This is a genomic window from Streptomyces sp. NPDC055955, from assembly GCF_042270245.1.
GTDB lineage: Bacteria > Actinomycetota > Actinomycetes > Streptomycetales > Streptomycetaceae > Streptomyces.
Genome location: NZ_JBHJYS010000026.1, coordinates 91,859 through 115,165, shown reverse-complemented (window position 1 = coordinate 115,165; position 23,307 = coordinate 91,859). Strand labels below are relative to the sequence as shown.

Below are 23,307 nucleotides of genomic sequence, written 5' to 3'. Positions count from 1 at the left end.
GTGGATCAATCGCCGACTCTAGCTTCAAGGGGAGTCAACGCCTCCGTCGGCCGCACGGCCGACAGCCGCCCGCGCCGACAGCAGCCGCCCCCACCCGCCGACTCGGCCGGGCGCGCGCAGCACGCCGGCCGGCCGCATCCGCCTCACACACCAGGGACACGAAGTGGTGACGAAGACCCACACGACCACCAACGCAGCGCACGTCGCAGGCGAGGCGACGCTCGACAGGATCTCCTGGATCAAGCTCTCCTCGGTCACCCTGCCTCTGGCCACACCGATCAGCGACGCCAAGGTCCTCACCGGGCGTCAGAAGCCCATGACCGAAGTGGCGTTCCTCTTCGTGGAACTGGAGACCGAGCAGGGGCACGAGGGCATCGGCTTCAGCTACTCCAAGCGGGCCGGCGGCCCCGGCCAGTTCGCCCACGCCAGGGAGATCGCCGACGGCCTGCTCGGCGAGGACCCCAGCGACATCGGCAAGATCTGGACGAAGCTGGCATGGTCCGGCGCCTCGGTGGGCCGCAGCGGTCTCGCCACGCAGGCCATCGCCGCGTACGACGTGGCCCTGTGGGACCTCAAGGCCAGGCGCGCGGGCCTGCCCCTGGCCAAGCTCCTGGGTGCCCACCGCGACTCCGTACGCTGCTACAACACCTCCGGCGGCTTCCTGCACACCCCGACCGAGCAGGTGCTCGACAACGCCTCCGCCTCACTGGCGAGCGGCATCGGCGGCATCAAGATCAAGGTCGGCAACCCCGACCGCAAGGAGGACCTGCGCCGCCTGACCGCCGTCCGCGAGCACATCGGCGACGGCGCTCCGCTGATGGTCGACGCGAACCAGCAGTGGGACCGGCCGACCGCCCAGCGGATGGGCCGTGCCATGGAGGAGTTCGACCTCGTCTGGATCGAGGAGCCGCTCGACGCCTACGACGCGCAGGGGCACGCGGCGCTCTCCGCGTCGCTCGACACCCCCGTCGCCACCGGCGAGATGCTCGCCAGTGTCGCCGAGCACTACGAGCTGATCCGCCACAACGCGGCGGACATCATCCAGCCCGACGCGCCCCGCATCGGCGGCATCACGCAGTTCCTCAAGCTGGCCGCGCTCGCCGAGCACCACAACCTCCAGCTCGCACCGCACTTCGCGATGGAGATCCACCTCCACCTCGCGGCCGCCTACCCGATCGAGCCGTGGGTGGAACACTTCGACTGGCTGGAACCGCTGTTCAACGAGCGCCTCACCATCAGCGACGGCCGCATGCACGTCCCGTCCCGCCCCGGCCTCGGCATCACCCTCACCGACCAGGCCCGCGCCTGGACCCGGGCCACCCACGAGGCCGGCAAGCGCCACTGACGCCTCATCACGCAACACCTTCTCCCGTCCGCGCCTCCTCCTGGGGGCGCGGACGTGCCATGCCCGCACCTTTCACCCGTCATACCGACTCGGTATCACCGGATGCGAAATCAGTGTTGGACCAGCATGAGTCCTTGCTCGTAACGTCGTCACCACGGGCACCCATCACGCCTCACCCCGACTCCAGGAGCAGAACGCAGATGACGTCGTCCTACACCCCGTCAGAACTCGGCCGGCGCATCGGATCCGGCCTCCTGTCCTTCCCCGTCACCCACTTCACGGCCGACGGACTCTCCTTCGACGAGAGCGCCTACCGGGACAACATCACGCGCCTGGCCACATACGAGGTGGGAGGCCTGTTCGCCGCGGGCGGCACCGGCGAGTTCTTCTCCCTGACGGGCCCCGAGGTCGAGCGCGTCGTCGCCGCAGCCGTGCAGAGCGCCCCCGCCGAAACGCCCGTCCTGGCCCCGGCCGGCTACGGCACGCGCACGGCCGTCGAGTACGCGCAGGCCGCGGAACGCGCGGGCGCCGACGGCATCCTGCTCTTCCCTCCGTACCTCACCGAGGCCGGACAGGAGGGCCTGGCCGACCACGTGGAGGCCGTGTGCCGCTCCACGTCGCTCGGCGTCGTCGTCTACAGCCGCGCCAACGCCGTCTACACCGCCCCCACGCTCGCCCGGATCGCCGACCGCTGCCCCAACCTCATCGGCTACAAGGACGGCGTCGGCGACATCGACGCCATGACGCGGATCTACACCTGCCTCGGCGAGCGCCTCACCTACATCGGTGGCCTCCCCACGGCGGAGACGTTCGCCCTCCCCTACCTCGAACTCGGCGTCACCACCTACTCGTCAGCCATCTTCAACTTCCTGCCCGAGTTCGCCCTCGAGTTCTACGGCGCCGTCCGCGCACGCAAGCACGACACCGTCATCACGCTCCTCGAAGACTTCGTCCTGCCGTACACCGCGATCCGTGACCGGCGGCCCGGCTACGCGGTGAGCATCGTGAAGGCGGGGATGACGGCGGTCGGCCACAGCGCGGGGCCGGTGCGCCCACCCCTGACCGACCTGACACAGGACGAACTGGACGAGCTCACCGTACTGATCAACGGCCAACTCACACTGCCGACCTGACGCCCCATCGGAGCGTCGGCACCCAAATAACGGGCCGGTTCACAGCTTGAACACCACTGCGCGCCAGGACCACCCCGCGCCGAGGAGCGCGTCCTGCAACGGGACTTTCATCTGCGCGGGGTCGAAGCGGAACACCTCCGTCCTGCGCAGACGGCCGTCCGACCTCCCACTGCCGGCTCACCGTGGGCACCCGCCCTCGGGAGTACTCACGTGACCGGGCCGGCCTGAGTGTGACCCCGACCCACGTCACCTCCCACTGCTCGTCGAGTGCGCGCACCTCGTGGCTCTCCGCGTCCAGGCGCATCCTCGTCTTCACCGTCCGGCTCAGCAGACTGCGTGAGAAGAAGGTGCGCCAGGCCGGCTCCAGGACCCGCCATTCGGCGACGAGGTCGGCGCGCTCGGCAGGGGTGCCGTTGCGCATGACGTACGGCACGTCGGGCCGCTTGATGACGAGCAGCGCGGCCCGGACTTCTCCGGCCGGGAGCGGTGTGACAACGGCGTCGGGATGCTGGGTGCCGGTCAGGTTGCCGAAGAGACCCATCGGGTCAACCTATGGAGACACGGGCCGAACGGACAACCTCGCCGCCGGCCTGCGCGATGCCTGTCACGCAGACCGACCACGGCCTTTCACCTGAATCGCCCCGGCATGATCCATTCGAAAGGCTCTAGCGCTGCGCACCTCGTTTCCGCCGGCCTCGGGAGAACCACTCGCCGACCTCCGTAACGAGGCCCAGCACGAGCAGCGAGCCCAAGACCGATGCCACCAGAGCCTGCGAGACGGCTGCCGCCTTCAGGTCCGCCTCGAAGAAACCGGCGGCGGCCAGGCCGGGCAGCACCGAGCCGACGACGAGCACCACGACGAGCCGGCGTGTCCCGCCAGGCACGGAACGTCCATGCGCCGCCCAGGCCTTCAGGCTCTGCCGGAACCAGAACAACGCCAGAGCCACCACTTCGAGGCCGGTGACCACCACCGCCACGACAAGATCGACCACCCCGCTCAACATGCCGCCATGCTTCCGCGCCGGCCGGATCCCGGCCTGAGTACGGATACTCAGTGCCCCTGCACGCAGGCGCGATTTTGCCGTCATTTTTGCATCCGACCGCACAACCATTTCATGAATGCCATTCGCGCGACCACGCACAAAAAGAATTCGAAGAATGGTGCAACTGGCGGTCCGCGAACGCAGTCTTATCCGGTGACCAGAAGCCCGCAGGATTCACTGCGGCACCGAATGACGGGGAAGGTTCCACCGACCATGCACGCTCGCACCCGCACCGCTCTCTTCGCCTCCGCCGCTGTCGCGGCCACACTCTGCCTCACCGCGATCACCCCGGCCCTGGCCGGCACGTCCACCCACGCCACGTCCGCGCACACCACGGCCGTCGCCGCCGCCCCCGCGCCGTCCCAGGGCGACCCGCGCAGCACCACCAACCGCGTCGCCGATTTCTACGGCGCGTACATCGACTCGATCTGGGACAACGAGGACCCGGCCGCCGGCGCCACCGCCAAGGCGCTGCGCTCCTTCTATCTGTCGGCGGCGGCTCAGAAGAAGGTTGCCGCGTTCGAGGCGAAGGAGCACGCCGACGGGATCCTGTTCGCGCAGAACGTGCCCGTGAAGTGGAAGGTCGACTACACGGGCTCGGGCGCGGGCCACGCGACGGCACTCGTCACGCTCACCTGGAGCGACGGCGCCAGCCCCGAGGTCACCAAGATCAAGGTTCAGTCGGACCTCCAGACCCGCAAGATCACCGACCTGGCGGCCGTCAACTAGCCTGCACCGCCCGGCGATGGCCCGTACCGGAGACGTCCGGTACGGGCCACGCGCATCTCCCTTTCACAGGGGAATTCAATAGCACTGCTGCCGATCGCAATCTCACGGAACCGCGCTTCACTCCCGGGATTCGACACTATTCGTTTCCTAGAAATTCAGCGCGCCCTGAGGGGCAGCGGATGCAAGCAATTCAGTACTGCTCGGCTACGCGCGGGCGGCTCGGGGCGCTCTGACCAAGTCAACCGGCTTGCATGGTAATGACCTTGCGGGTGCAAGGACTGCCGGCATGGTCGCCGTAGAGGCTGACCGGCCTCGACTCCCCAGCAGACGACAAAGGGCAAGGAGAGTGTGCACTCCCTTGCCCTCTTCAACGTATAGCGCACAGGGGGCCTTGCGGCAAGGCCCCGGTCCTGGCGCAGAATGGCCGGCCTAGGCCAGGACCTGCGGAAATCAGGGATTCACGAAGTGCCTGCACCTCCGTCGACGTACGGTCGTGCGTGATCGTGTGCGCGTCGTCGGACTTCGCGGACCGCCCGGCAGTCAATCAACTCGTCACGTGGGGGATTTCATGATCGACGTCACCGTTGTGGGCGGCGGACCGACCGGCCTGATGCTGGCCGGTGAACTGCGGCTGCACGGCGTGAACGTGGTCGTGCTGGAGAGGTTGACCGAGCCGACCAAGGAGTCCCGCGGACAGGGCCTGCACGCGCGCAGCGTGGAGGTCATGGACCAGCGCGGCCTGCTGGACCGGTTCCTCGCGGTCAGCGAGAAGTTCAGCGTCGGCGGCCTCTTCGGCGGCATCGTCAAGCCGTGGCCGGACCGCCTGGACACCGCGCACCCCTTCGGCGTCCAGGCCTCGCAGCCGGTCACCGAGCGGCTGCTCAATGAGCGTGCGCTCGAACTCGGGACCGAGATCCGGCGCGGGTGCGAGGTGACCAAGGTGAGCCAGGACGCGGACGGGGTGACCGTCGAATTGGCGGACGGCACGCAGCTGCGCTCGCGCTACCTCGTGGGGTGCGACGGCGGCCGCAGCGTGGTGCGCAAGCAGCTCGGCGTCGGCTTCCCCGGTGAACCCGCCACGGTCGAGACGTTGCTGGGCGAAATGGCGGCGACCGAGGATCCGGCGACGATCGCCGCCGTCGTCGAGGAAGTCCGCAGGACCCAACTGCGGTTCGGCCTCATCCCTCAGGGGGACAGGATGTACCGCGTCACCGTGCCCGCCGCGGACGTGGCCGAGGACCGGGCGACCCCACCGACCCTCGACGATTTCAAGCAGCAGTTGCTGGCGACGGCCGGCACCGACTTCGGCGTGCACTCGCCGCGCTGGCTGTCCCGGTTCGGTGACGCCACCCGGCAGGCCGAGCGCTACCGGGTCGGCCGGGTGTTCCTGGCCGGCGACGCGGCGCACATCCACCCGCCGACCGGCGGGCAGGGGCTCAACCTCGGTGTCCAGGATGCCTTCAACCTCGGATGGAAGCTGGCGGCCGCGGTCAACGGCTGGGCGCCCGAGGGGCTGTTGGACAGCTACCACGCCGAACGGCACCCGGTGGGTGCCCGTGTGCTGGACAACACCCGTGCGCAGATCACCCTGTTGGGGACCGATCCGGGCGCGACCGCACTGCGGGAGCTGTTCTCGAAGCTGATGGACTTCGAGGAGGTGAACCGCTACGTGACCGGGATCATCACCGCGGTCGGGGTCCGCTACGACTTCGGCGAGGGCCACGAGCTGCTCGGCCGTCGGATGCGGGACGTCGAGCTGAAGCAGGGGCGCCTCTACGAGCTGATGTACGACGGACGCGGGCTGCTCCTCGACCCGACGGGCAGCCTCTCGGTGAAGGGCTGGGCGGACCGCGTCGACCACGTCGTCGACTTCAGCGAGGAACTGGACGTTCCCGCGGTGCTGCTGCGGCCGGACGGTCACGTGGCGTGGGTCGGTGAGGATCAGCAGGATCTGCTCGGCCACATGTCCAAGTGGTTCGGCGCTGCTGCCAGTTGAGCGCGTGGGCGCGGACGCGAGGGCGCCGATCGTGAAGTGCGACATCAGGTAGCAGTAGCACCTCGGTAAGGCCCGCCCCGTCGATCGAGTGGCGGGGCGGCGCGGGGGAAGCCTTCCATGGGCTGTCCCCCGCGACCTGCACAGGAGGAGAGACTTGACATGCTCCCCCTCCTGAAGGACTCCGTTGGGAGGAGTCCTGAAGGAGGGGGATTCCTACGGCTCGCGCCATGGGGTTTTCTGCTTCGTCGCCGACTGCCCGCCCGGAAGACTCCGTTGAGGTCTTACACCAGCTCCACAGACTGTCACCGCCAGCCCGGCGGCCAGAAGGTTCCGTGCTGCATTCACGTCCCGGTCGTGGGTCGCGCCGCACTCACACGTCCAGATGCGGACGGTGAGCGGCATCTTGCCCTGCAAGGTGCCGCAGTGGGAGCACAGCTTGGACGAGGGGAAGAAGCGGTCGACCGCGATCACTTCCCGCCCGTACCAGGCGGCCTTGTATTCCAGCATGTTCCGGAAGTCCGACCACGCCGCATCCGAGATGGCGCGGGCCAGTTTCCGATTCTTGACCATGTTGCGTACGGTCAGGTCCTCGATCACGAGCGTTTGGTTTTCACGCACGAGACGAGTGGTCAGTTGGTGCAGGTGGTCGCGGCGACGGTCGGAGATCCTCGCGTAGATCTTGGCGACCTTGCACCGGGCCATGGCCCGGTTCGCACTGCCCCGCGCCTTCTTCGCCATGCGGCGCTGAGCCTGGGCGAGGGCCACACGGTCCTTGCCTTCGTGCCGGGGATTGGCGATCTTCTCCCCGGTGGACAGGGTCAACAGGTGGTCCAGACCGACGTCGATTCCCACGGCCGAATCGGTGGCGGCAAGCGGCTTGACGGCCGGGTCCTCGCACAGCAGGGAGACGAACCAGCGCCCCGCGGCGTCCTGCGAAACAGTCACCGTGGACGGCTTCGCTCCAGGAGGGAGCGGGCGCGACCACACGATATCCAGCGGCTGGGCCATCTTCGCCAAAGTCAGCTCGCCGGCGCGGAACCGGAACCCGCTGGTGGTGTACTCGGCGGACTTCCGCGATTTCTTCTTCGACTTGAAGCGCGGATACCTGGCCCGCTTCGCGAAGAAGTTACTGAACGCCGTCTGCAAGTGCCGCAGACACTGCTGGAGCGGCACCGACGACACGTCGTTGAGGAACGCCAGATCCCCGGTCTTCTTCCACACGGTCAGCATGGCCGACGTGGCGTTGTAGTTGACCCGCTCCTGCCGCGCCCACGCCTCGGTGCGGGCGGCAAGCGCAAGGTTGTAGACCTTGCGCACGCACCCGAATGTGCGCGACAGCTCGGCCGCCTGCGCATCGGTCGGATAGAAGCGGTACTTGAACGCCCGCTTCACACACATCGTGGCCACGCTCACAAACTAGTGTGACCGCCGCACAAGTCCAAACCTGCGGGTCAGAGCACAGTCTGTCGCCCTGGGTCGCGAAAGACCGCACCTTGCCCTGCTCCGCAGGAGTCCGTTTCCTCCCCTGCCTGAAGGCAGGGGTATCCACGGAGGAACCCGATGAGCGACGGAATCGGCTGGATCGCCCGCGAAGAGATCACCTGGGCCGGCTATTGCATCACGCTGGCCCGCGGCCTGGAGCCCTGGGAACTGGTCACGCGTCTCGCGAGGGACACGACCCCTGCCTATCTGGGCGAATACACCGGCTACGACCTGAACACCCAACTGGTCGACCGTGAGAAGGCGTTGCACCGCAGCGACTCCATCGCGGTGCGATACGGCGCCGTCGGGGACCTCGCCTTCGCCGTGGCTGACGGCTACTGGCCCGGCGAGATGAACACCGGTCCCCTCCTCGCAGGGTCCAAGGGTGGTGCTCACGTCTTCCGGCTGTACCACGAGAGCCAGAACCCGAAGCTGCCGCCGCCCGAGTTCACGTACTTCCACGACGGGGACTACATGTGCGGCTTCGACATGCATATGCACACGTGGTCCCATGAGATCACGGGTTCACGTCCCGATCTGGTGAGCGCCGCCCTCCAGGCCGGGGGCGTCCCGGACGAGGACCGCCAGGACGCGGCGCACGCCAAGTCCCTCGCCGTCGTCGAGGAGCTGTTCCGACTCACCCTCCCCAAGCAGCTGGTGCTGCACGGGAAACTCCCCGCCGCCTTGATCAGGGGGCAGGAGTCCGCGTGAAGCAACCCCCCCGCCCCACGGCTCATGACCTACCCCTCGTCGGCCGAGGCGTCCGGGAACGAGTGGTGCTCGTCCGCCACGGTCCAGCGTCCCTCTTCCTTGCGCAGCCCGAGCTTCAGGCGCAGGCGGTTCTCCGGTTGCCCGGCAAGGTCGTCCGGGGTTCCGCAGTGCAGCAGGGCGTGGGCGACATCGTCACCGGCGGTGACGTCGAGGGACACGATGTCGAACACGGCCCCTTGCGCCTGCCACGCCGTCAACGTGTGGGAAGGGATCACCGAGGGCGAGACGGAGCCGTGGATGGTGGACATACTGACAGCGGCGGGACGGTGGGAAGCGCACCGCTCCTGACCGCGCACAGGGACGCTGAACGGCTTCCAGGGCTGTCTGAGCTGTCGGTGCCCGATGAACCGTGCTGCGCACCGGACGTAGGCCGTTCCCGCCGGTGATGTCGGTCCCTTCGAGTAGCGTGCAGTGCATGACCGACACGATTGGCTGGATAGGGCGGCACACCAACAGCGATCAGGCTGTGCCGGGCAGGGGGATGCTGAGCGGGATCTCCCTGACCCTGGCCCGCGGTTTCGACAGCGACGACGAGTTCCTCATCAGCCTCGGTGCGGATCTCGACGAGCTGGCCGCCCGCACCCCCTACCAGGACCGGGGACCGCTGCCCGCCGACCATCACCCGGCGATGTACGGGACACACGGCGACTGGCTGTACGTCCTTGAGAACTGGGGCCGGGCGACCTGGTACACGGGCTACACGGGCGGCGTGAAGTCGATGCGCCCCTACCCGGACGAGGAAATCATCTGCATCACCCTCAACGAATTCAGCCCGCCGCAGATGGTCGTGCACGCGCCCGGCGACGGGAACGCCTACCGGGCCGAGTTCACCACCGACACCGGACAGGGATCTGCCCTCGACGCCGCGCTCCAGGCGGCCGGGGCTGTCCTGGGGCCACGGCCCGAGGACGACGCAGACATCCCCGCGTACGAAGACCGGTTGGTGAACATCGCGGGCCCCGTGTTTGCCGCGGTCGGCGCCTATACCGGAGTGCTCATCGACCAGGCCGCCGTCACCACCGGCACTCTGCCCTACGTGGCGCTGCCCGCCGTCTGATCTCCGGCACACGAGACCGGCCTCACCCCCGGGCCAGCGGGGGTGGGGCCGGTCCTTTGCTCTACGGGGTTACTGCGCGGTCAGCTTGCAGATGACCGGCGTGCCGCTTCCGTTGTGGCAGGTGATCCCGGGCGTCATCCGGGTATCCAGCCAGTAGGCATCCTTGTCGCGAAGCCGCATGTCCTTCATGAAGGCGGAGAAGTGGCCGCCCATGGACTCCTGGTTCTCCTTGCCGGAGATCGCGGACCGACCACACACCTCCTTGAACGTGGGATCCGTACCGTCCAGGCTGAACAGGTGCATCGCCGTGCCGACCTTCTTGGCGAAGGTGCCCAGGCATGCGTCACCGGTCGGCGTGGTCTTGCCCGGCACCAGAGCCGGGTTCAGCCCGCCTTCCGTCGACGACATGCCGCCGCTGTTGTACGACGAGGCGAACGCGAACTCGTCGCAGTTCAGTTCGTCCGAGACATCGGTGAGGGCGGAAGCGTCACCGTTCTCCGCGGCCCACCCGGTCGGGCAGATGCGGCCACGGCTGCGAGTGTTCTGGTCCTTGTCGCCCATGTAGTACAGCGGCTTGCGCTCAACCTCGGAGCCGGGGTGTGTCGGGTTGTACGTCTGGATCAGCCAGCCGTGCGCCGCCGCCTGCGGGAACTTCTTCGCGTTGAACTCGTACGTGGGTGCGGAGTTGACGAACACGCAGCCCGGGGTGACGTCCTTGTCGACGTCCTTGGTGTCACAGCGGATCTGGTCCAGCTCGGACGTGTCCCCGCGGTAGTCCAATGACCACTGGTAGCCGGTCATGAATGGGCGGATCTTCCCGTCCGAGGGCAGGATCGCACCGTCGATCTGCACGTCCGGCTTGAACAGCTCCTGCGTGTTCACGCCCGAGGCGTCCCAGGTGTACGGCGTGGTGATCTCCGCCGAGTGCATCTCACCGGGAACCCACCAGTTCTTGCCCTTCCACGCCGAGGCGTCCGGCTGGATCGGCTTGCACGACCCCTGACAGAAGTGCTTCCCGAGGTTCAGGTCGATCTCGGCGAAGTCCAGCGGGATCTGCTGCGCGGGCTCGATCAGGAGGTGCTCGGTGAAACTGTTCGCCCCGTCGAGTTGCAGGGTCCGCACGAACATGAAGTACGCGATGGCGTCAGGGACACCGTCGGTGCGGATGACGACCGGCACCGATCGCACGTCACACTGCGCCTGCCGGGTGGACAGGATGGATGGGAAGTCCGTGTTGCACCACGGGATTCCGGCGATCTCGTCGGAGGCGGTTGCCATCTTCGCGGCGACGTTCTTGGGCGCCTCGTCCTTCGTGAGCTGCTTGCCGAAGCACACCTGACGGCCGTCGTCGTCCTTCGCGCTGCACTGCTCGGCAGCGGGCTTCGTCTTCGCGGCCAGCGTTGCGCCGGCGCCGAGCGGCTTCGTCTGGAGTCCGGACGGCGGGTTGTCGAGTGCCGAGGGATCCGGTGCCGTGTAGTCGGGCGCGGGGAGCGTGAGATCGACCGGGGGCTCTACCCGGAACGGCGCCCACGGTGACCACGACGTCTCGTACAGGGAGCCGTCGAACGCCGAGGTGTGGAACACGTAGTTCTGGTGCAGGGACAGCTTCCCCGCGGGAACGTCCACCGTGACGAGCGACCCGGAGGCGACGTAGGGGGAGACGATGACGCCGTACGTGGTGTCGTTCAGCTTGACCTTCGTGACCGGCTTGCCGGCCGCGTCCGCCGTCCACACCTCGAACGTCAGCGTCGACTTGTCGCCGTCGGCGTCGGTGACGGTGTTCTTGAGCTGGACCTTCTTCTGTGAGACGACCCGCTGAAATCCGGCCGCGTCCTTCTTCGTCGACGGCGCAGCGACGGGGTTCTTTCCGGATACCGGGCGGGAACCGGCCGCGGCGATCGACCGCACTTCGGGACCGGCGGCCGGACGGGTGGAGGGTGCGGCGTTCGGGTCCGGCTGCCCGGCACCCGCTGTGTCGGCGGCGCTTGCTGCGGCGCCGGTGCTTGCGAGCATCAGCATGGCCACGCCGACCGCTATGCGTGAAACCATGCGTCTTCTTCTGGATATACCAGACAAAACATGCCCCTTCTGGCCCTGCCCACGTGTACCCCCGGGGCAGGACTGGACGGTTGGATATGTCGCGCCACGGAAGTAGAACACAAGAGCGAACCGCCAACCTGTGAACTCCCCGTGTTGGCCGACGAGTTGGTGCACTCGCACGGAAGATGCCGCAACCTTCTGTTCATCCTGTGACTGGCCGGTAACCCTGGATAACCAGCGCATCCCTCGGCTAGCGTCGTGATCGAGTTGCCACACCCGGGGCACAAGGCCCTGCGCGACTAGCAACTCCGAGGGACGTCAAAGAAGTTGACGACTGCACTTCGCACCGAAACCTTCGCCGTACAGCCCTACACACCCCACTGCCGCGTCATCCACGACGAAGGCGAACACGCCGTCATCGGCATCTCCTCGGGCAACGGATACTTCTCCCATCAAAGGGTCCTCGGTCTGGCCGCATGGGGCCTGGACAACTTCCGTCAAGTCGATCTGATCTGGACCGACATGCATGTCGCCGAACAGTTCGAAGCCCTCGGCTACGGCTCCGTCGAAGCGCAGCGCAAGACCGTCAAGAACCTGCGCGGCGTACGCGCCAAGGTGACAGCCGCCGTCGGATCACTGGACCCATCGGGGCAGCGACTGCGCGGACGCCCCATGTCGGACCTCGTACAGATCCCCGCCTACCGCAAGATCCGCGATGAGCTGGACGTCATGCTCAAGGACGACAAAGAGTTCCGCGACGTGTGTGACCAACTGGCCGCCCGGTTCCTCGAAACGAAGGTCGGCGGCCTCGGCGCCACCCAGCGACAACGCCAGGCATGCATCCGCTCCGTCTGCGCCGAAGCACCTCTCTTCCTCGACACCCCGGCCATCCTGGGCGTCCCCTCCAGCCTGAACCTCTACCACCAGGCCCTCCCGCTGGCCGACCTGCTGTACGCCCGTGGATCCGGCCTGCGCGCCTCCCGCAACCAGGGACACGCCGTGATCACCCCCGCCACCACCGACGACCAGGAGCACGCCGCATGACCACCGCCACGATCACCGGCTGCCCCGTCAACCACGACGCCGATCCGCTGCCCCGGTTCCCGTTCGACGCCAACGGCACACGGCTCCCCGACGAGATCGCACACCTGATCACCAGTGAGCCCGTCAAGAGAGTCCGCACCATCGCCGGCGCAGAAGCATGGCTCGTCTCCTCCTATCCGCTGTGCAGACAAGTCCTCGACGACGCCCGGTATTCGCTCAAGGACACGTCCGCGCCCGGGATGCCACGTCAGTACGCGCTGACGATCCCCCCGGAGGTCGTCAACAACATGGGCAACATCACCGGCGCGGGACTGCGCAAAGCAGTGTTGAAGGCCCTCAACCCCAAAGCCCCGGGGTTGGAGGACTGGCTTCGCGAGCACTCCGCGCACCTCGTCGACCGGCTCGTGTCCGCCGGGGCACCGTCCGATCTGCGGTACGACTTCACCGTCCCGTACTCGACCGGCCTGCACTGCTACATCCTCGGTATCCCACAGGCCGACTCCGCGGCGCTGTACGGCTCCCTCGACGTCGCATTCATGAACAGTCCCCGCGAGATCCCCGCGGCGGCCATGAACTGGGACCGCGACATGGCCCACATGGTGATGCGCCTCAACGACCCCGACACGGGCGGCCTCATGGGCGAACTCGCCGCCCTGCGCGAGGATCCCGCGTATGACCACCCCACAGACGAGATGCTCGCCACCGTCGGCGTCACCATGTTCGGGGCCGGCGTGATCAGCGTCATGGGTTTCCTCACCATGGCGATCGTCTCGCTGGTCCAGAACCCCGACCTCAAGGCCCGGCTCGTCTCCGAGCCCGAGCTGATCCCGGCCGCCGTGGATGAGCTGCTGCGCATCAACCTGTCCATTGCCGATGGCCTCCCGCGCATCGCCACGGAGACGATGCAGCTCGGAGAGGTCACCGTGCAGAAGGGCGAACTCCTCCTGGTGCTCGTCGAGGCCGCCAACCACGACCCCGCCGAGTTCGACGACCCCCACACCGTGCGCCTGGACCGGCCCAACCCGAACGCACACCTGAGCTTCGGTGGCGGCGGCCACTACTGCCCCGCTACCGCCCTCGGGAAGCGACACGCACAGATCGCGATCGAGACCCTCCTCGACCGGATGCCGAACCTCGATCTCGCGGTCCCGATCGAGCAACTCGTGTGGCGCACCGGCTTCATGAAGCGCATCCCCGAGCGCCTGCCGATCCTCTGGTAGATCGCGCGCGGACGACAGGGCCCCCGACACGTGCCGGGGGCCGCTGGTCATTTCCCGTGCCGTCCCGGCAACTCGGACGTGACACCCGACGAGAATGAACGTGCCGCTTCTTCGAGGCCACGACCCTCGCGTACGGAATGGAGCAACTCGCCCCGAAGGAAGCGGAGTTCACATCAAGGTGGTGGCCGGTGGCAGATTTGATCCAAGTCGCCACGGAGGCCGCTTCTTACCGCAGGGGAGCCACCGGCGCTGCTGCCCGCAGAGCAACACGCCGCGTCACAAAAGACGTTCCGACCGTCACGACCAGCACGCCGGCCGTGACACCGAACACGGCGGTGAGCCCGTTCAGCCACGCGTACCCACTGCTGCTCGGGTACGTGGTTCCGTCGTCCAGCACACAGTCGAAGCGCAAGGGCACGTAGGAGGCCCGGTGCCCGACCAGGTGCTGAAGGGTGCTGTCGTCGACGTCGGCGTCGCGGCACGAGGGCGCAGGAGACGAGGAGGCGCCGCTCTCCGACTCGTGCGCGGACAGCTGCACCGCGCCGAGCCCGAGCACGTACAGACAGACTGCCGCTGCCGCCGCCATCGCGGCACACCACCGCAGCAGATCACGTGACCAGTCGGCCCTGCGGCCGGGCAGGGCCACGGAGATGAACTTGACGACCACCGCGACGACCCAGACGGGGATCGCGAGCAGAGCGGGCAGTGCCAGAAAGACGAACACGAGCCAGGCACCCTTCACAGGCGTTCGGCGCGGGCGAGTTCATGGAGCGGAGCTCGGCCGCCTTGACCGGAGTAGACCGTCGAAGGCCTCGACAGGTTGTGGTCGTCGCCCGATCGTCACGGGTTCGGGCTCACCGGGTGGGACTCCCAGTACCAGGTACATCCGCGCCGGGCGGTGCACAGTGGAGTCATGGCGACCACGGAGTTCGGGCACACGGTGCGGCGCTGGCGCGACCGGGTCTCGCCAGAGGCGGCCGGGCTGCCCGTCGGAGGTTCCCGGCGCGCGCCCGGACTGCGCCGCGAGGAGCTCGCCCTGCTGGCGGGCATCTCCGTCGACTACGTCACCCGCCTCGAACAGGGGCGCGCGACCAACCCCTCGGAACAGGTCGTGGAGGCGCTGGGCCGGGCGCTGCGCGTGTCCGCGAGCGAGCGCGAGCACCTGTTCCACCTGGCCGGGCTCGTACCGCCGGGGCAGGGCACGGTGCCCGCCTTCATCACGCCGAGCGTCCAGCGGATGCTGGACCGGCTGACCGGGACGCCCGTCGCGGTCTCCGACGCCACGTGGACGCTGCTCCTGGCCAATCCCCTGTACACGGCGCTGATGGGTGAGCGGCACGGCGACGAGCGCAACGCGGTGTGGCGCAACTTCCTCGGCCCGGCCGGCCGCGTCCGTCACACGCCGGAGTCCCTGCGCGCGCTGGAGACCGCGCAGGTCTCCGACCTGCGTGCGGCGGCGAGCCGCTATCCGCAGGACCAGCGGCTGCGCCGGCTGATCGCGGAGCTGCGTGCGCACAGTGACCGCTTCGCCGAGCTGTGGGATTCCGGGGCCGTCGGACAGGCGGAGGCGTCGCGCAAGACGATCGATCATCCCGAGGTGGGCGCCCTGACGCTGGACTGCGACATCCTGAACGTCGCCGGCACCGGCCTGCGCATCATCATCTACACGGCCGAGCCCGGAACCCAGGACGCCGAACGGCTCGCGCTCCTCGGCGTCATCGGCACCCAGACACTCGCCGGACAGCACTCCCGCGCCCCGTGGACGTAGGGCGGCTCGAAGCGGCCGGGCTCCATGTACGGGCCATGGACCTTGACCGGCCCGTCTCCTGCACGAACCGCGTGACACACGCGTCGGCAGGGACGCGCAGGCCCACGTGTGCGCCGTCAGGCGTCACACAGGGCTCGGGCCGGGAGTCGTGTGGCCCGCCGAGCCACGCGGTCCGCCGAAGCGTGACACCGCCCGTGCCGTGGGTCCGCGGGTCCGCCCTTACCTGGCGGCGGACCGGTATGCCTTCGGCGGCGTTCCGTACCTGCCGCGGAAGGCGTGGCTGAAGTGGAAGGGTCCCGCGAAACCCGAGGCCGCGGCCACCTGGGCCACGGTGAGTTCGGTACTCGTCAGCAGGCACGCCGCATGGCGCAGCCGCGCCTCCCGCAGGGCTCGCATCGGCGTGGAGTCGGTCTCCTCGGCGAAGAGGTGGGCGAACCGCGAGGGTGACAGGGCCACCGCCGCGGCGAGGGAGTCGACGGTGTGCGCGGCCGCGGGGTCGGCGTCGATCAGGGCCTGGGCGCGGCGCACCCGCGCGTCGCCGGGGCCGACGGCGCCGGACGGGGAGGTGGCGAGCAGCAGGGCGCGTTCGACGGAGCCAAGGGCCAGCGCGGCCGCATCCGGTCCCGTCGCCACCGAGGCCGGGGCGGTGCGACGCGTGGCGCCCACCGGGCGGGGCGGAGCGCCCGTGCCGGTCCAGCGGCTGTCGGCGTGTGCCTGCCGCAGCGCCGCGGCGACGCCGGCGCGCGCTCCGGGGTGGAGGTCGGGCATCACATGGCAGCCGCTGCCGAGGTCGTACGGACGCAGGCGCCGCTCCCAGCCGGGGCGCAGCAGGAAGTGGGCCCACCACAGTCCCCAGTGCTCGGCGTCCGGCGCCGTCCGGTAGGTGTGGTGAACGCCTGGCGCGAGCAGCACCGAGGTCCCGGGGCCGGCGGTCGTCTCGGCGCCGCCCTGGCGGACGTGACCGGCACCGGACTCCGTCCACAGCAGGAGCCAGCTCGGGGCGCCTGCCGTCCGGCGGACCGCGTAGTCGGGCTGCCCGTCGTGGCGGCCGACGATGAGGACGCCCGGGGGCGGTGCAGCAGTTTCACGAAGGTCTGTGGCGGACACGCGCATAGCGTGGCACACCAGGCCGCTTCTACGGTCGTCGCATGAACACAGTCGACGTCCCGGCCTTCCTGGCCTCGGGCTACGCGATCGCCCGCCGGCTCCTGTCGCGCGAGGAGGTGGCCGCGCTCAGCGCCGGTTTCATGGAATACCCTCAACGAGGAGCGGTACCAGGACACTTCCAGCCGTCGGCGCAGGATCCCGACGGCCCGCACGATCCGCTGCGCGAGTACCCGCGCATCATGCACCCGCACCTGATCGACGACACCGCCATGCGCTACCTGCTCGACCCGAGGATCACCGCGATCGTCGCCGAGCTGATCGACGAGGAGCCGATAGCAGCACAGAGCATGCTGTACTTCAAGCCGCCCGGCGCGCGGGGGCAGGCGTTGCATCAGGACAACTTCTATCTGCGGGTCGAGCCGGGCACCTGTGTCGCGGCCTGGGTGGCGCTCGACCACGTGGACCGCGACAACGGGGGGCTCGAAGTCGTCCCGGGCACCCATCTCATGGACCTCTTCTGTCCCGAGGAGGCCGACCCGGACACGTATTTCACGAGGGAGTACGTGCCGCCGCCGGCCGGCCTCGCCCGGGTGCCGGTCGACATGGAGCCAGGCGACGTCCTCTTCTTCAACGGCAGCCTGGTCCACGGCTCCGAGCCGAACACGACCACGGACCGGTTCCGCCGCAGCTTCGTGTGCCACTACGCCCCGCGTTCGGCCCGCCGCATCGCCCGCCACTACCGCACGTTCACGCTGGAGGGCCAGGAGGTCTTCCTGGCCGAGGCCGAGGGGGGCGGCCCCTGCGGTACGGAGTTCCCGGTCACGTCGCCGCACTAGCTCACCTCGCGGGCCACGGGGCATGCCTCGTATGGCATCGGGCGGCGTGCCGCCGGAGTTCGCGCGTGGTGAGCTGGCCTCGGAACAGGCCGCCGACAGCACGAGTACCGGGTGGCCGGCGCGTAGGCCCACCCGTCGCGCCGCTTGCACGCCCGCGCCGGAGGACCGCCATGCTGGCGCTTCGCATCGCACGGGTCTTCGACGGCCGCACGGTCGTCGAGGGCGCCGGGGTCGTCTTCGTGGACGGTGGGCGGATCGCCGGGGTCGAGGCGGCAGGGTTCGGGGTCCCGACGGGCGTCGAGGTCCTCGACCGGCCGTCGGGCACGCTCCTTCCCGGCCTCGTCGACACGCACGTCCATCTCGTCGGCGACGGCGGACCAGGGGCGTTGCAACGGCTCGGTGGGCGGTCCCAGGACGAGCTGTTCCGCACGATCGAGCGGTCGCTGCGGATCCAGCTGGCCGCCGGTGTCACCACGGTGCGCGACCTCGGGGACGTGGCGTGGTCGGTCGTGGACTGGCGCGCGCGTCGTCCCCGTTCCGGCCTGCCCACCGTGGTGGCGTCGGGGCCGGCTCTCACGAGCCGGGGCGGCCGCTGCCGGCACCTGGGCGGCGGCGCGTCCGGGAGTGACGGACTGCGCGCCGCCGTCCATGAGCGGGCGGAGCGCGGCGCCGACGTCGTGAAGATCATGGCCGGGGGCGGCGTGCTCCCCCCTGGATCCCCGCTCGACCAGGGCCGGTTCACGGCCGAGGAGCTCGCGCTCGTCGTCAGGCAGGCGCACGCCGTGGGACTGCCCGTCACCGCTCACGCGCACGCCCTGGTGTCGATCCGCGACGCGATCGCCGCCGGCGTCGACGGGATCGAGCACTGCACGTTCCTCGCCGCCGACAGCGTGCACGTGCCCGAGGAGGCCATCGCGGCCCTGGCCGCCCAGGGCATCGTGGTCTGCCCGGCGCTCGGCCGCGTGCCGGCGGCCGTGTCTCCGCCGCGGCTCATGGAGCACATGCGTGAGGCAGGCCCGGGCTATGACGCGTTGCGCCGGAGGGTCGTCCGCGCGCATCTGGCGGGTGTCACGATCATCTCCGGGACGGACGGAGGCATCGGACCGGGCGCACCCCACGGCATCCTGCCCCGGGCCGTCATGGACCTCGTGTCGGGCGGCATGGCCGCTGCCGACGCCCTCGCCACCGCGACATCGGTGGCGGCGAGGGCATGCGGTCTGGGCGGCCGCAAAGGACGCGTCCGGACCGGCTACGACGCCGACCTGATCGTCGTCGACGGCGACCCGTTCACCGACATGGCGGCCCTGACCCGCCTCGACGTCACTGTCCTGGGCGGTCAGGTGCTCGGTTCGCTCCTGTGACCCCCAACGCCCGTCCCAGGACCGGCGCCAGGGCTTCGGCGTAGCCCTCGGCCACATGGCTTTCGTCCCGGTAGACGAAGGTGTCGTACACCGCGACGGGACAGTCGCCGTGCGTGGTGCACAGCCACGGCTGCGGGTCGATCACGTCGACGCCGGCCGAACGTGCCGCGGCCCTCGTGGCGCTCCGGCGGGTCACGTCGCGCAGCGCATCGGGTACGCGGACCGAGCAGTTCCGCAGCTGGAGAGGGTGGGTGGCGGCGCAGTCGAGCACGTCCTCGCGCGGCCAGGGTGTGTCCAGGAGCGCGACGACACGGGCGCCGGACGGCGCGAGCCGGCGGAACGTCCGGACGTAGCCGTCGGTCCATCCCGCGAGCGGATCGCGCATCGTCTTCGCAGGAGTCCCGGCGTCGGAGGAGGACACGAGCACCAGGGAGGGACGGAGCCTGTCGATCCGCGCGAGGGCGTCGGCGCGCCAGCGGTCACATGCCACGTAGGGACGGTGGGCGTTGAGCGTGGTGACCGTCGCCGCCTTGCAGGAGGCCTTGGTCATCGAGATCAGTTTCCAATGATGCTGTAGGGCAAGGACGTTGAGCGCCGGGAACCACTGGGCAGCATGGGAGTCGCCGAAGAGGACGACGACGTGCTTCGAGGACCGCTCTCCGTACGCGCACAGGGGCGTGCTCGTGCCGGCGTAGTTCAGGTGGCACCCGTCCCGGTACACGGCAGACCGTACCTCCGTGATCCCCGTCAACGGCGGCGTGAGGTTGTCCGGCAGGCGGTTCCCGGTCGTGCCGAGGGCCCGCGTGAGGCGCGCGCCGGGGTCGGGGGCGGAGGCGAGGGCGTCCTTGAGTACGGGGGCCGGCGCGCCGGAGCTGATCGACGGCGGGAAAGCGGCCGCGACCAGCGCGGTGGAGGCGGTGACGGCGCTCAGCGCGAGGCCGAGCCGCAGCCCTCGGCCGGGGCGGCCGCGCAGGGCCCGGTGGAAGCGCACCGGGTTCTCGACCAGACGCAGGGTCAGCCAGGCCGGCAGCAGCGCGGCCGCGCCGAGGGCCAGCAACAGGTGTGTGCCGGCGGGCCGGTCCAGCGCCTTCGGCCCGATGACCAGGAACGGCCAGTGCCACAGGTACCAGCTGTACGACACACCCCCGAGCCAGGTCACCGGCCGCGCGGTGAGCATCCGGCGCGCTCCCGGCCACGCGGTCGAGGTGCCGCCGACGATGACGAGGGCGGCGCCGACGACCGGGACCACCGCGGCCGTTCCCGGGAAGGGCGTGTCGGCGTCGAATCGCAGCGCCGCGGCGATCACGCAGGCGAGACCGGCCCACGTCATCGCCACGGCCAGGCCTGCCGGCAGGCGCGGAGGCCGGAGCAGGGCGAGCGCGACCAGCGCCCCGGCGCCCAGTTCCCAGGCGCGGGTGTGGGACCCGAAGTAGGCCCAGGGCGCGGACCGCCCGGTCACGCGGACGCTCAGCCCGAACGACACTGCGCACAGCGCCACCAGGGGGATCGCCAGGAGCGCGCGGCGCCGCCGGGACAGCTGGTGGCCCAGCAGCAGGAGCAGCGGCCACAGCAGGTAGAACTGCTCCTCGACGGCCAGCGACCAGAAGTGCTGGAACGGGGACGGCGGGCTGCCTTGCGCGAGGTAGTCGGTGCCCGTGGCCGCGAGGCGGAAGTTGACGGCGTGAAGAGCGCTCGCGAACGCGTCGCTCATGTACTCGGCGAAGCGGACCTTCGACAGGAACAGCCACGACCCGGCGAGGGTCACCAGGACGACGAGGGCCGAGGCGGGGAGCAGGCGCAGCGCCCTGCGGGCGTAGAACGCACGGATCGATATGCGGTCCGTGGCGGACAGTTCGCGCAGGAGCGAGGACGTGATGAGGAAGCCCGAGATCACGAAGAAGACGTCGACTCCGACATAACCGCCGCTGACCCTGGTGACCCCGGCGTGGCCCAGGACGACCAGCGTGACGGCGAGGGCCCGGAGCCCCTGTATGTCCGGGCGTTGCGCAGGTCCGGAGTGTGTCGCGCCGGGCGGGGGCGAGGTGCGCCCGGAGCCGGGCGCGGACCTCCGTTCCACCGTCCCCGTCGACTGCGCGGCGGGACCGGTTGCGGTGTCTGCGGTGTCTGCGGTGTACGTTCTTGCCCGATGTCCGGCGTATGGAGTCCTGGTCACGTCTGGAACTGTCCGGTCGGCCCCTCGTGTTGCGCAGCCTCTTTTTGAGCGTTCAATCAGCTGTTCACCGTCAGGGCGTCTTCGCGTGGCGCGGTGTTGCGCCGGCGCCGGGCACCATCGCGTGGCTCACGCAACAGCTGCCGCGAAGCGGAGCATGCGGTCATGGAGGACTCACTGCGCGCCCGCATCAGGGCGGGCGACGCCGACGCCTTCGCGGAGCTCTTCGGCGACACCTCTCCCGAGGTGCATCGCACGGCCCTGCGGGCGACGGGCGGCTGGGCGCGGGCCGAGGGCGTCGTCTCGCCCACCTTCCTGGAGATATGGCGGCTCCGGCAGACGGTGCGCCGCGAGAACGCCCCGCTGCGGCCCTTCGTCCCGGGCGGCCTGAACGTCCTGCGCAATCAGTCCCGCTCGGCCCGTCGTCACCGTGCGGCCCTGGCCAGGCTGCCCGCCGGCGAGCACCGGTCGGACTTCGCGGACGAGGTGGCCGACCGCATCGCGGACGCCGAGCAGGGTCGCCGCCACCCGCACGGCGCTGGGCGGCCTGAACGTCCTGCGCAATCAGTCCCGCTCGGCCCGTCGTCACCGTGCGGCCCTGGCCAGGCTGCCCGCCGGCGAGCACCCGCCGGACTTCGCGCACGAGGTGGCCGACCGCATCGCGGACGCCGAGCAGGGTCGCCACCGCCCGCACGGCGCTGGGCGGGCTGAACCGTGCCGAACCCGATGTCGTCCTGCTGTGCGGCCGGTCCGAGCTCGGCTCCGAGGCCGCCGCCGAGATTCTGGGCGTGGCACCGGGCACGGTCAGTTCACGCCTGTCGCGGGCGAGGGCGCGGCTGCGGGCGTCCGTCGACGCGTGGGCCGCGAAGGACCGTTCAGAGGGCGACGGCGGGCCAGTCGAGGAGGCGCGCTCCGATCACCGCGGTCTGCAGCGTGTAGCGGTGGACCGGGTCGGACGGGTCGGCGCCGGTCAGGTGGTGGATACGTTCCAGCCGGTACGTGAGGGCGCGCACGCTCAACGACAGCCGGCGCGCCGCCTCGGCTCCGACGCAGCCCGCGTCGAAGTAGGCGGTGAGTGTGTCGAGGAGGGGCTGCGCTCCCCCGCGGGCGTCGCGCATCGGGCCCAGCACGCTGTGCACGAGGTCGGCCATCGCCTGGCGGTCGCGGGTCAGGACCGGGTAGACGAGAAGGTCGGCGGCCCGCAGGACGGGCGCGTCGAGTTCCAGGCGTTCGGCGAGGTTCAGGGCGTTGAGCGCCTCCTCGTACGACTGGACGACGCCACCGGCACCCGGCTGCGGGCGCCCGATCGCCACCTGGCACCCGTCGGTGGCGGCGTAGGCATGCTTGGCGAAGAACGCGAGGACCTCGTCCTGGTCGCCCGGGGCGACACAGACGAGACGGCCGTCCTTGGTGGTCAGCAGAATGCTGCGGTCGCCGAAGCGTCCGATGAGCGCGCGCTCCACCTCGCGGAGAACCGCGTCTCCTTCGCCGTACGCGACGGTTCCCTGCGCGACGGCGACCGCGTGCTCGAACGACAGGCGCAACCCGAAGCGTTCGGCACGCTGGGCGAGCAGACCGAGGTCGCTGCGCCCGTACAGCAGGTCGTCGATGAATTCCCGGCGCGCGGCCTCTTCCTGGCGTACGGCGGCGCGTTGCGCCCTTTCGTACCCCTCGGCGAACGCGTCGACGGCCTGCGCGACGGCGGCGAGCACGGCGTCGGGCGACACCGCGGTGGCCGGCCAGTGCGTACGCGTCGCCTCCAGGTGCGCGCCGACCAGGGCGCGCAGACCGTGGCCCGCCTCGGCGGCGCGCTCGCCCACGGCGCGGCGGGATGCGAGTTCGTCGCGGGTCAGACGCCGTCCGGTGGCGGCGGCCGCGGCGAGGATGCGGACGTAACCGTCGAGAGACGCTTCGGGTATGCCATGGTCCGCCATGTTCGCCCCTGGAATCTTGATGAGTCGTTGTCGCCTTTTTAGCGCAGGTCCAGGGGTGTTGTGCCAGGGGGTCCGAGGGTCACGTCCGCTGCGCGGGCCGCCCCGTCTCCCGCTCGTGCTCCGCGTCCGCGGCCTGCCGCGGCTCGCGGTAGCGCCGGAGGGCCTGCGGATCGCCCCCTCTTCGGCGGCCGCCCGCGCCGCGTCGAGGACTCCGGCCTTCGAGGCCCCTCTCGACGGCGGGCGTTCCGAGTCGGCACAGCCGTTCCCACCA

General features: G+C 69.8%; 20 protein-coding genes and 2 pseudogenes. 13 read left to right on the top strand and 9 right to left on the bottom strand.

Translation table 11 applies throughout. The annotated features are described in order from the left end of the window. The first annotated feature begins 163 nt into the window (after nt 1-163). Entirely contained in the window at nt 164-1,345 is a 1,182-nt protein-coding gene (locus tag ACFC96_RS38195) for a mandelate racemase/muconate lactonizing enzyme family protein (protein WP_376616822.1), read from the top strand. 200 nt (nt 1,346-1,545) lie between these two features. Beyond that, nucleotides 1,546-2,478 (top strand): 5-dehydro-4-deoxyglucarate dehydratase, encoded by a 933-nt coding sequence (gene kdgD / locus ACFC96_RS38190; RefSeq protein ID WP_376616821.1) that lies wholly within the window; start codon nt 1,546-1,548, stop codon nt 2,476-2,478. Here the strand turns inward: kdgD and ACFC96_RS38185 are convergent. After that, entirely contained in the window at nt 2,462-3,019 is a 558-nt protein-coding gene (locus ACFC96_RS38185) for a hypothetical protein (RefSeq protein WP_376616819.1), read from the bottom strand. The genes kdgD and ACFC96_RS38185 overlap by 17 nt on opposite strands. A 124-nt stretch (nt 3,020-3,143) precedes the next feature. Next, the gene (locus ACFC96_RS38180; RefSeq protein WP_376616817.1) at nt 3,144-3,566 is read right to left on the bottom strand and encodes a hypothetical protein; all 423 of its coding nucleotides are present in this window, start codon (nt 3,564-3,566) and stop codon (nt 3,144-3,146) included. A gap of 168 nt (nt 3,567-3,734) precedes the next feature. On the opposite strand from ACFC96_RS38180, the gene ACFC96_RS38175 reads away from it, so the two are divergent. Together ACFC96_RS38175 and rox are read left to right on the top strand one after the other, a co-directional pair. Further along, nucleotides 3,735-4,250, top strand: coding sequence for a hypothetical protein (locus ACFC96_RS38175; protein WP_376616815.1), 516 nt, complete (start codon nt 3,735-3,737; stop codon nt 4,248-4,250). 568 nt (nt 4,251-4,818) lie between these two features. Beyond that, a complete protein-coding gene (gene rox, locus ACFC96_RS38170) occupies nt 4,819-6,246 on the top strand; it encodes a rifampin monooxygenase (protein WP_376616813.1) in 1,428 nt (475 codons plus the stop codon). A gap of 213 nt (nt 6,247-6,459) precedes the next feature. Here rox and ACFC96_RS38165 read toward each other — a convergent pair whose 3' ends face one another. Then, nucleotides 6,460-7,644 (bottom strand): RNA-guided endonuclease InsQ/TnpB family protein, encoded by a 1,185-nt coding sequence (locus tag ACFC96_RS38165; RefSeq protein WP_376616887.1) that lies wholly within the window; start codon nt 7,642-7,644, stop codon nt 6,460-6,462. A gap of 162 nt (nt 7,645-7,806) precedes the next feature. Here ACFC96_RS38165 and ACFC96_RS38160 point away from each other — a divergent pair, with 162 nt between their 5' ends. Then, complete coding sequence (locus ACFC96_RS38160; protein WP_376616811.1) at nt 7,807-8,439, top strand: DUF6461 domain-containing protein; 633 nt, start codon at nt 7,807-7,809, stop codon at nt 8,437-8,439. 29 nt (nt 8,440-8,468) lie between these two features. On the opposite strand, the pseudogene ACFC96_RS38155 reads toward ACFC96_RS38160, so the two are convergent. Further along, nucleotides 8,469-8,690, bottom strand: a pseudogene (locus ACFC96_RS38155) (nuclear transport factor 2 family protein); the annotation flags it as partial. Nucleotides 8,691-8,914: 224 nt separating this feature from the next. Here ACFC96_RS38155 and ACFC96_RS38150 point away from each other — a divergent pair. Continuing rightward, the gene (locus ACFC96_RS38150) at nt 8,915-9,556 is read left to right on the top strand and encodes a hypothetical protein (RefSeq protein WP_376616809.1); all 642 of its coding nucleotides are present in this window, start codon (nt 8,915-8,917) and stop codon (nt 9,554-9,556) included. Nucleotides 9,557-9,625: 69 nt separating this feature from the next. On the opposite strand, the gene ACFC96_RS38145 is transcribed toward ACFC96_RS38150, so the two are convergent. Then, nucleotides 9,626-11,605 (bottom strand): hypothetical protein, encoded by a 1,980-nt coding sequence (locus tag ACFC96_RS38145; RefSeq protein ID WP_376616807.1) that lies wholly within the window; start codon nt 11,603-11,605, stop codon nt 9,626-9,628. Between the two features lie 318 nt (nt 11,606-11,923). On the opposite strand from ACFC96_RS38145, the gene ACFC96_RS38140 reads away from it, so the two are divergent. Both ACFC96_RS38140 and ACFC96_RS38135 read left to right on the top strand, forming a co-directional pair. Beyond that, complete coding sequence (locus ACFC96_RS38140) at nt 11,924-12,640, top strand: tRNA-dependent cyclodipeptide synthase (RefSeq protein WP_376616805.1); 717 nt, start codon at nt 11,924-11,926, stop codon at nt 12,638-12,640. Continuing rightward, nucleotides 12,637-13,860 carry a cytochrome P450 gene (locus ACFC96_RS38135; protein WP_376616803.1) on the top strand — a complete coding sequence of 408 codons (1,224 nt, stop codon included), beginning with the start codon at nt 12,637-12,639 and terminating at the stop codon, nt 13,858-13,860. The genes ACFC96_RS38140 and ACFC96_RS38135 overlap by 4 nt, the downstream gene beginning before the upstream one ends. Nucleotides 13,861-14,086: 226 nt before the next feature. Here ACFC96_RS38135 and ACFC96_RS38130 read toward each other — a convergent pair whose 3' ends face one another. Further along, nucleotides 14,087-14,584, bottom strand: coding sequence for a hypothetical protein (locus ACFC96_RS38130; protein WP_376616802.1), 498 nt, complete (start codon nt 14,582-14,584; stop codon nt 14,087-14,089). 189 nt (nt 14,585-14,773) lie between these two features. On the opposite strand from ACFC96_RS38130, the gene ACFC96_RS38125 reads away from it, so the two are divergent. After that, a complete protein-coding gene (locus ACFC96_RS38125) occupies nt 14,774-15,628 on the top strand; it encodes a helix-turn-helix transcriptional regulator (protein WP_376260894.1) in 855 nt (284 codons plus the stop codon). Nucleotides 15,629-15,847: 219 nt separating this feature from the next. Here ACFC96_RS38125 and ACFC96_RS38120 read toward each other — a convergent pair whose 3' ends face one another. Continuing rightward, the gene (locus ACFC96_RS38120) at nt 15,848-16,741 is read right to left on the bottom strand and encodes a helix-turn-helix domain-containing protein (RefSeq protein ID WP_376616800.1); all 894 of its coding nucleotides are present in this window, start codon (nt 16,739-16,741) and stop codon (nt 15,848-15,850) included. A 35-nt stretch (nt 16,742-16,776) separates the two neighbouring features. On the opposite strand from ACFC96_RS38120, the gene ACFC96_RS38115 reads away from it, so the two are divergent. Then, the gene (locus ACFC96_RS38115; protein ID WP_376260890.1) at nt 16,777-17,571 is read left to right on the top strand and encodes a phytanoyl-CoA dioxygenase family protein; all 795 of its coding nucleotides are present in this window, start codon (nt 16,777-16,779) and stop codon (nt 17,569-17,571) included. A 170-nt stretch (nt 17,572-17,741) separates the two neighbouring features. Further along, nucleotides 17,742-18,932, top strand: a complete 1,191-nt coding sequence (locus tag ACFC96_RS38110) for an amidohydrolase family protein (protein WP_376616798.1) — start codon at nt 17,742-17,744, stop codon at nt 18,930-18,932. Here the strand turns inward: ACFC96_RS38110 and ACFC96_RS38105 are convergent. Then, complete coding sequence (locus tag ACFC96_RS38105; RefSeq protein ID WP_376616796.1) at nt 18,892-21,105, bottom strand: acyltransferase family protein; 2,214 nt, start codon at nt 21,103-21,105, stop codon at nt 18,892-18,894. The two genes, ACFC96_RS38110 and ACFC96_RS38105, sit on opposite strands and share 41 nt — an antisense overlap. 162 nt (nt 21,106-21,267) lie before the next feature. Here ACFC96_RS38105 and ACFC96_RS38100 point away from each other — a divergent pair, with 162 nt between their 5' ends. Both ACFC96_RS38100 and ACFC96_RS38095 read left to right on the top strand, forming a co-directional pair. Beyond that, nucleotides 21,268-21,813, top strand: coding sequence for an RNA polymerase sigma factor (locus tag ACFC96_RS38100; RefSeq protein WP_376616794.1), 546 nt, complete (start codon nt 21,268-21,270; stop codon nt 21,811-21,813). Beyond that, nucleotides 21,801-21,881, top strand: a pseudogene (locus ACFC96_RS38095) (hypothetical protein); the annotation flags it as partial. The gene ACFC96_RS38100 and the pseudogene ACFC96_RS38095, both read left to right, overlap by 13 nt. Nucleotides 21,882-21,977: 96 nt before the next feature. Here ACFC96_RS38095 and ACFC96_RS38090 read toward each other — a convergent pair. Continuing rightward, nucleotides 21,978-23,036 carry a PucR family transcriptional regulator gene (locus tag ACFC96_RS38090; RefSeq protein WP_376616792.1) on the bottom strand — a complete coding sequence of 353 codons (1,059 nt, stop codon included), beginning with the start codon at nt 23,034-23,036 and terminating at the stop codon, nt 21,978-21,980. Nucleotides 23,037-23,307 lie beyond the last annotated feature (271 nt).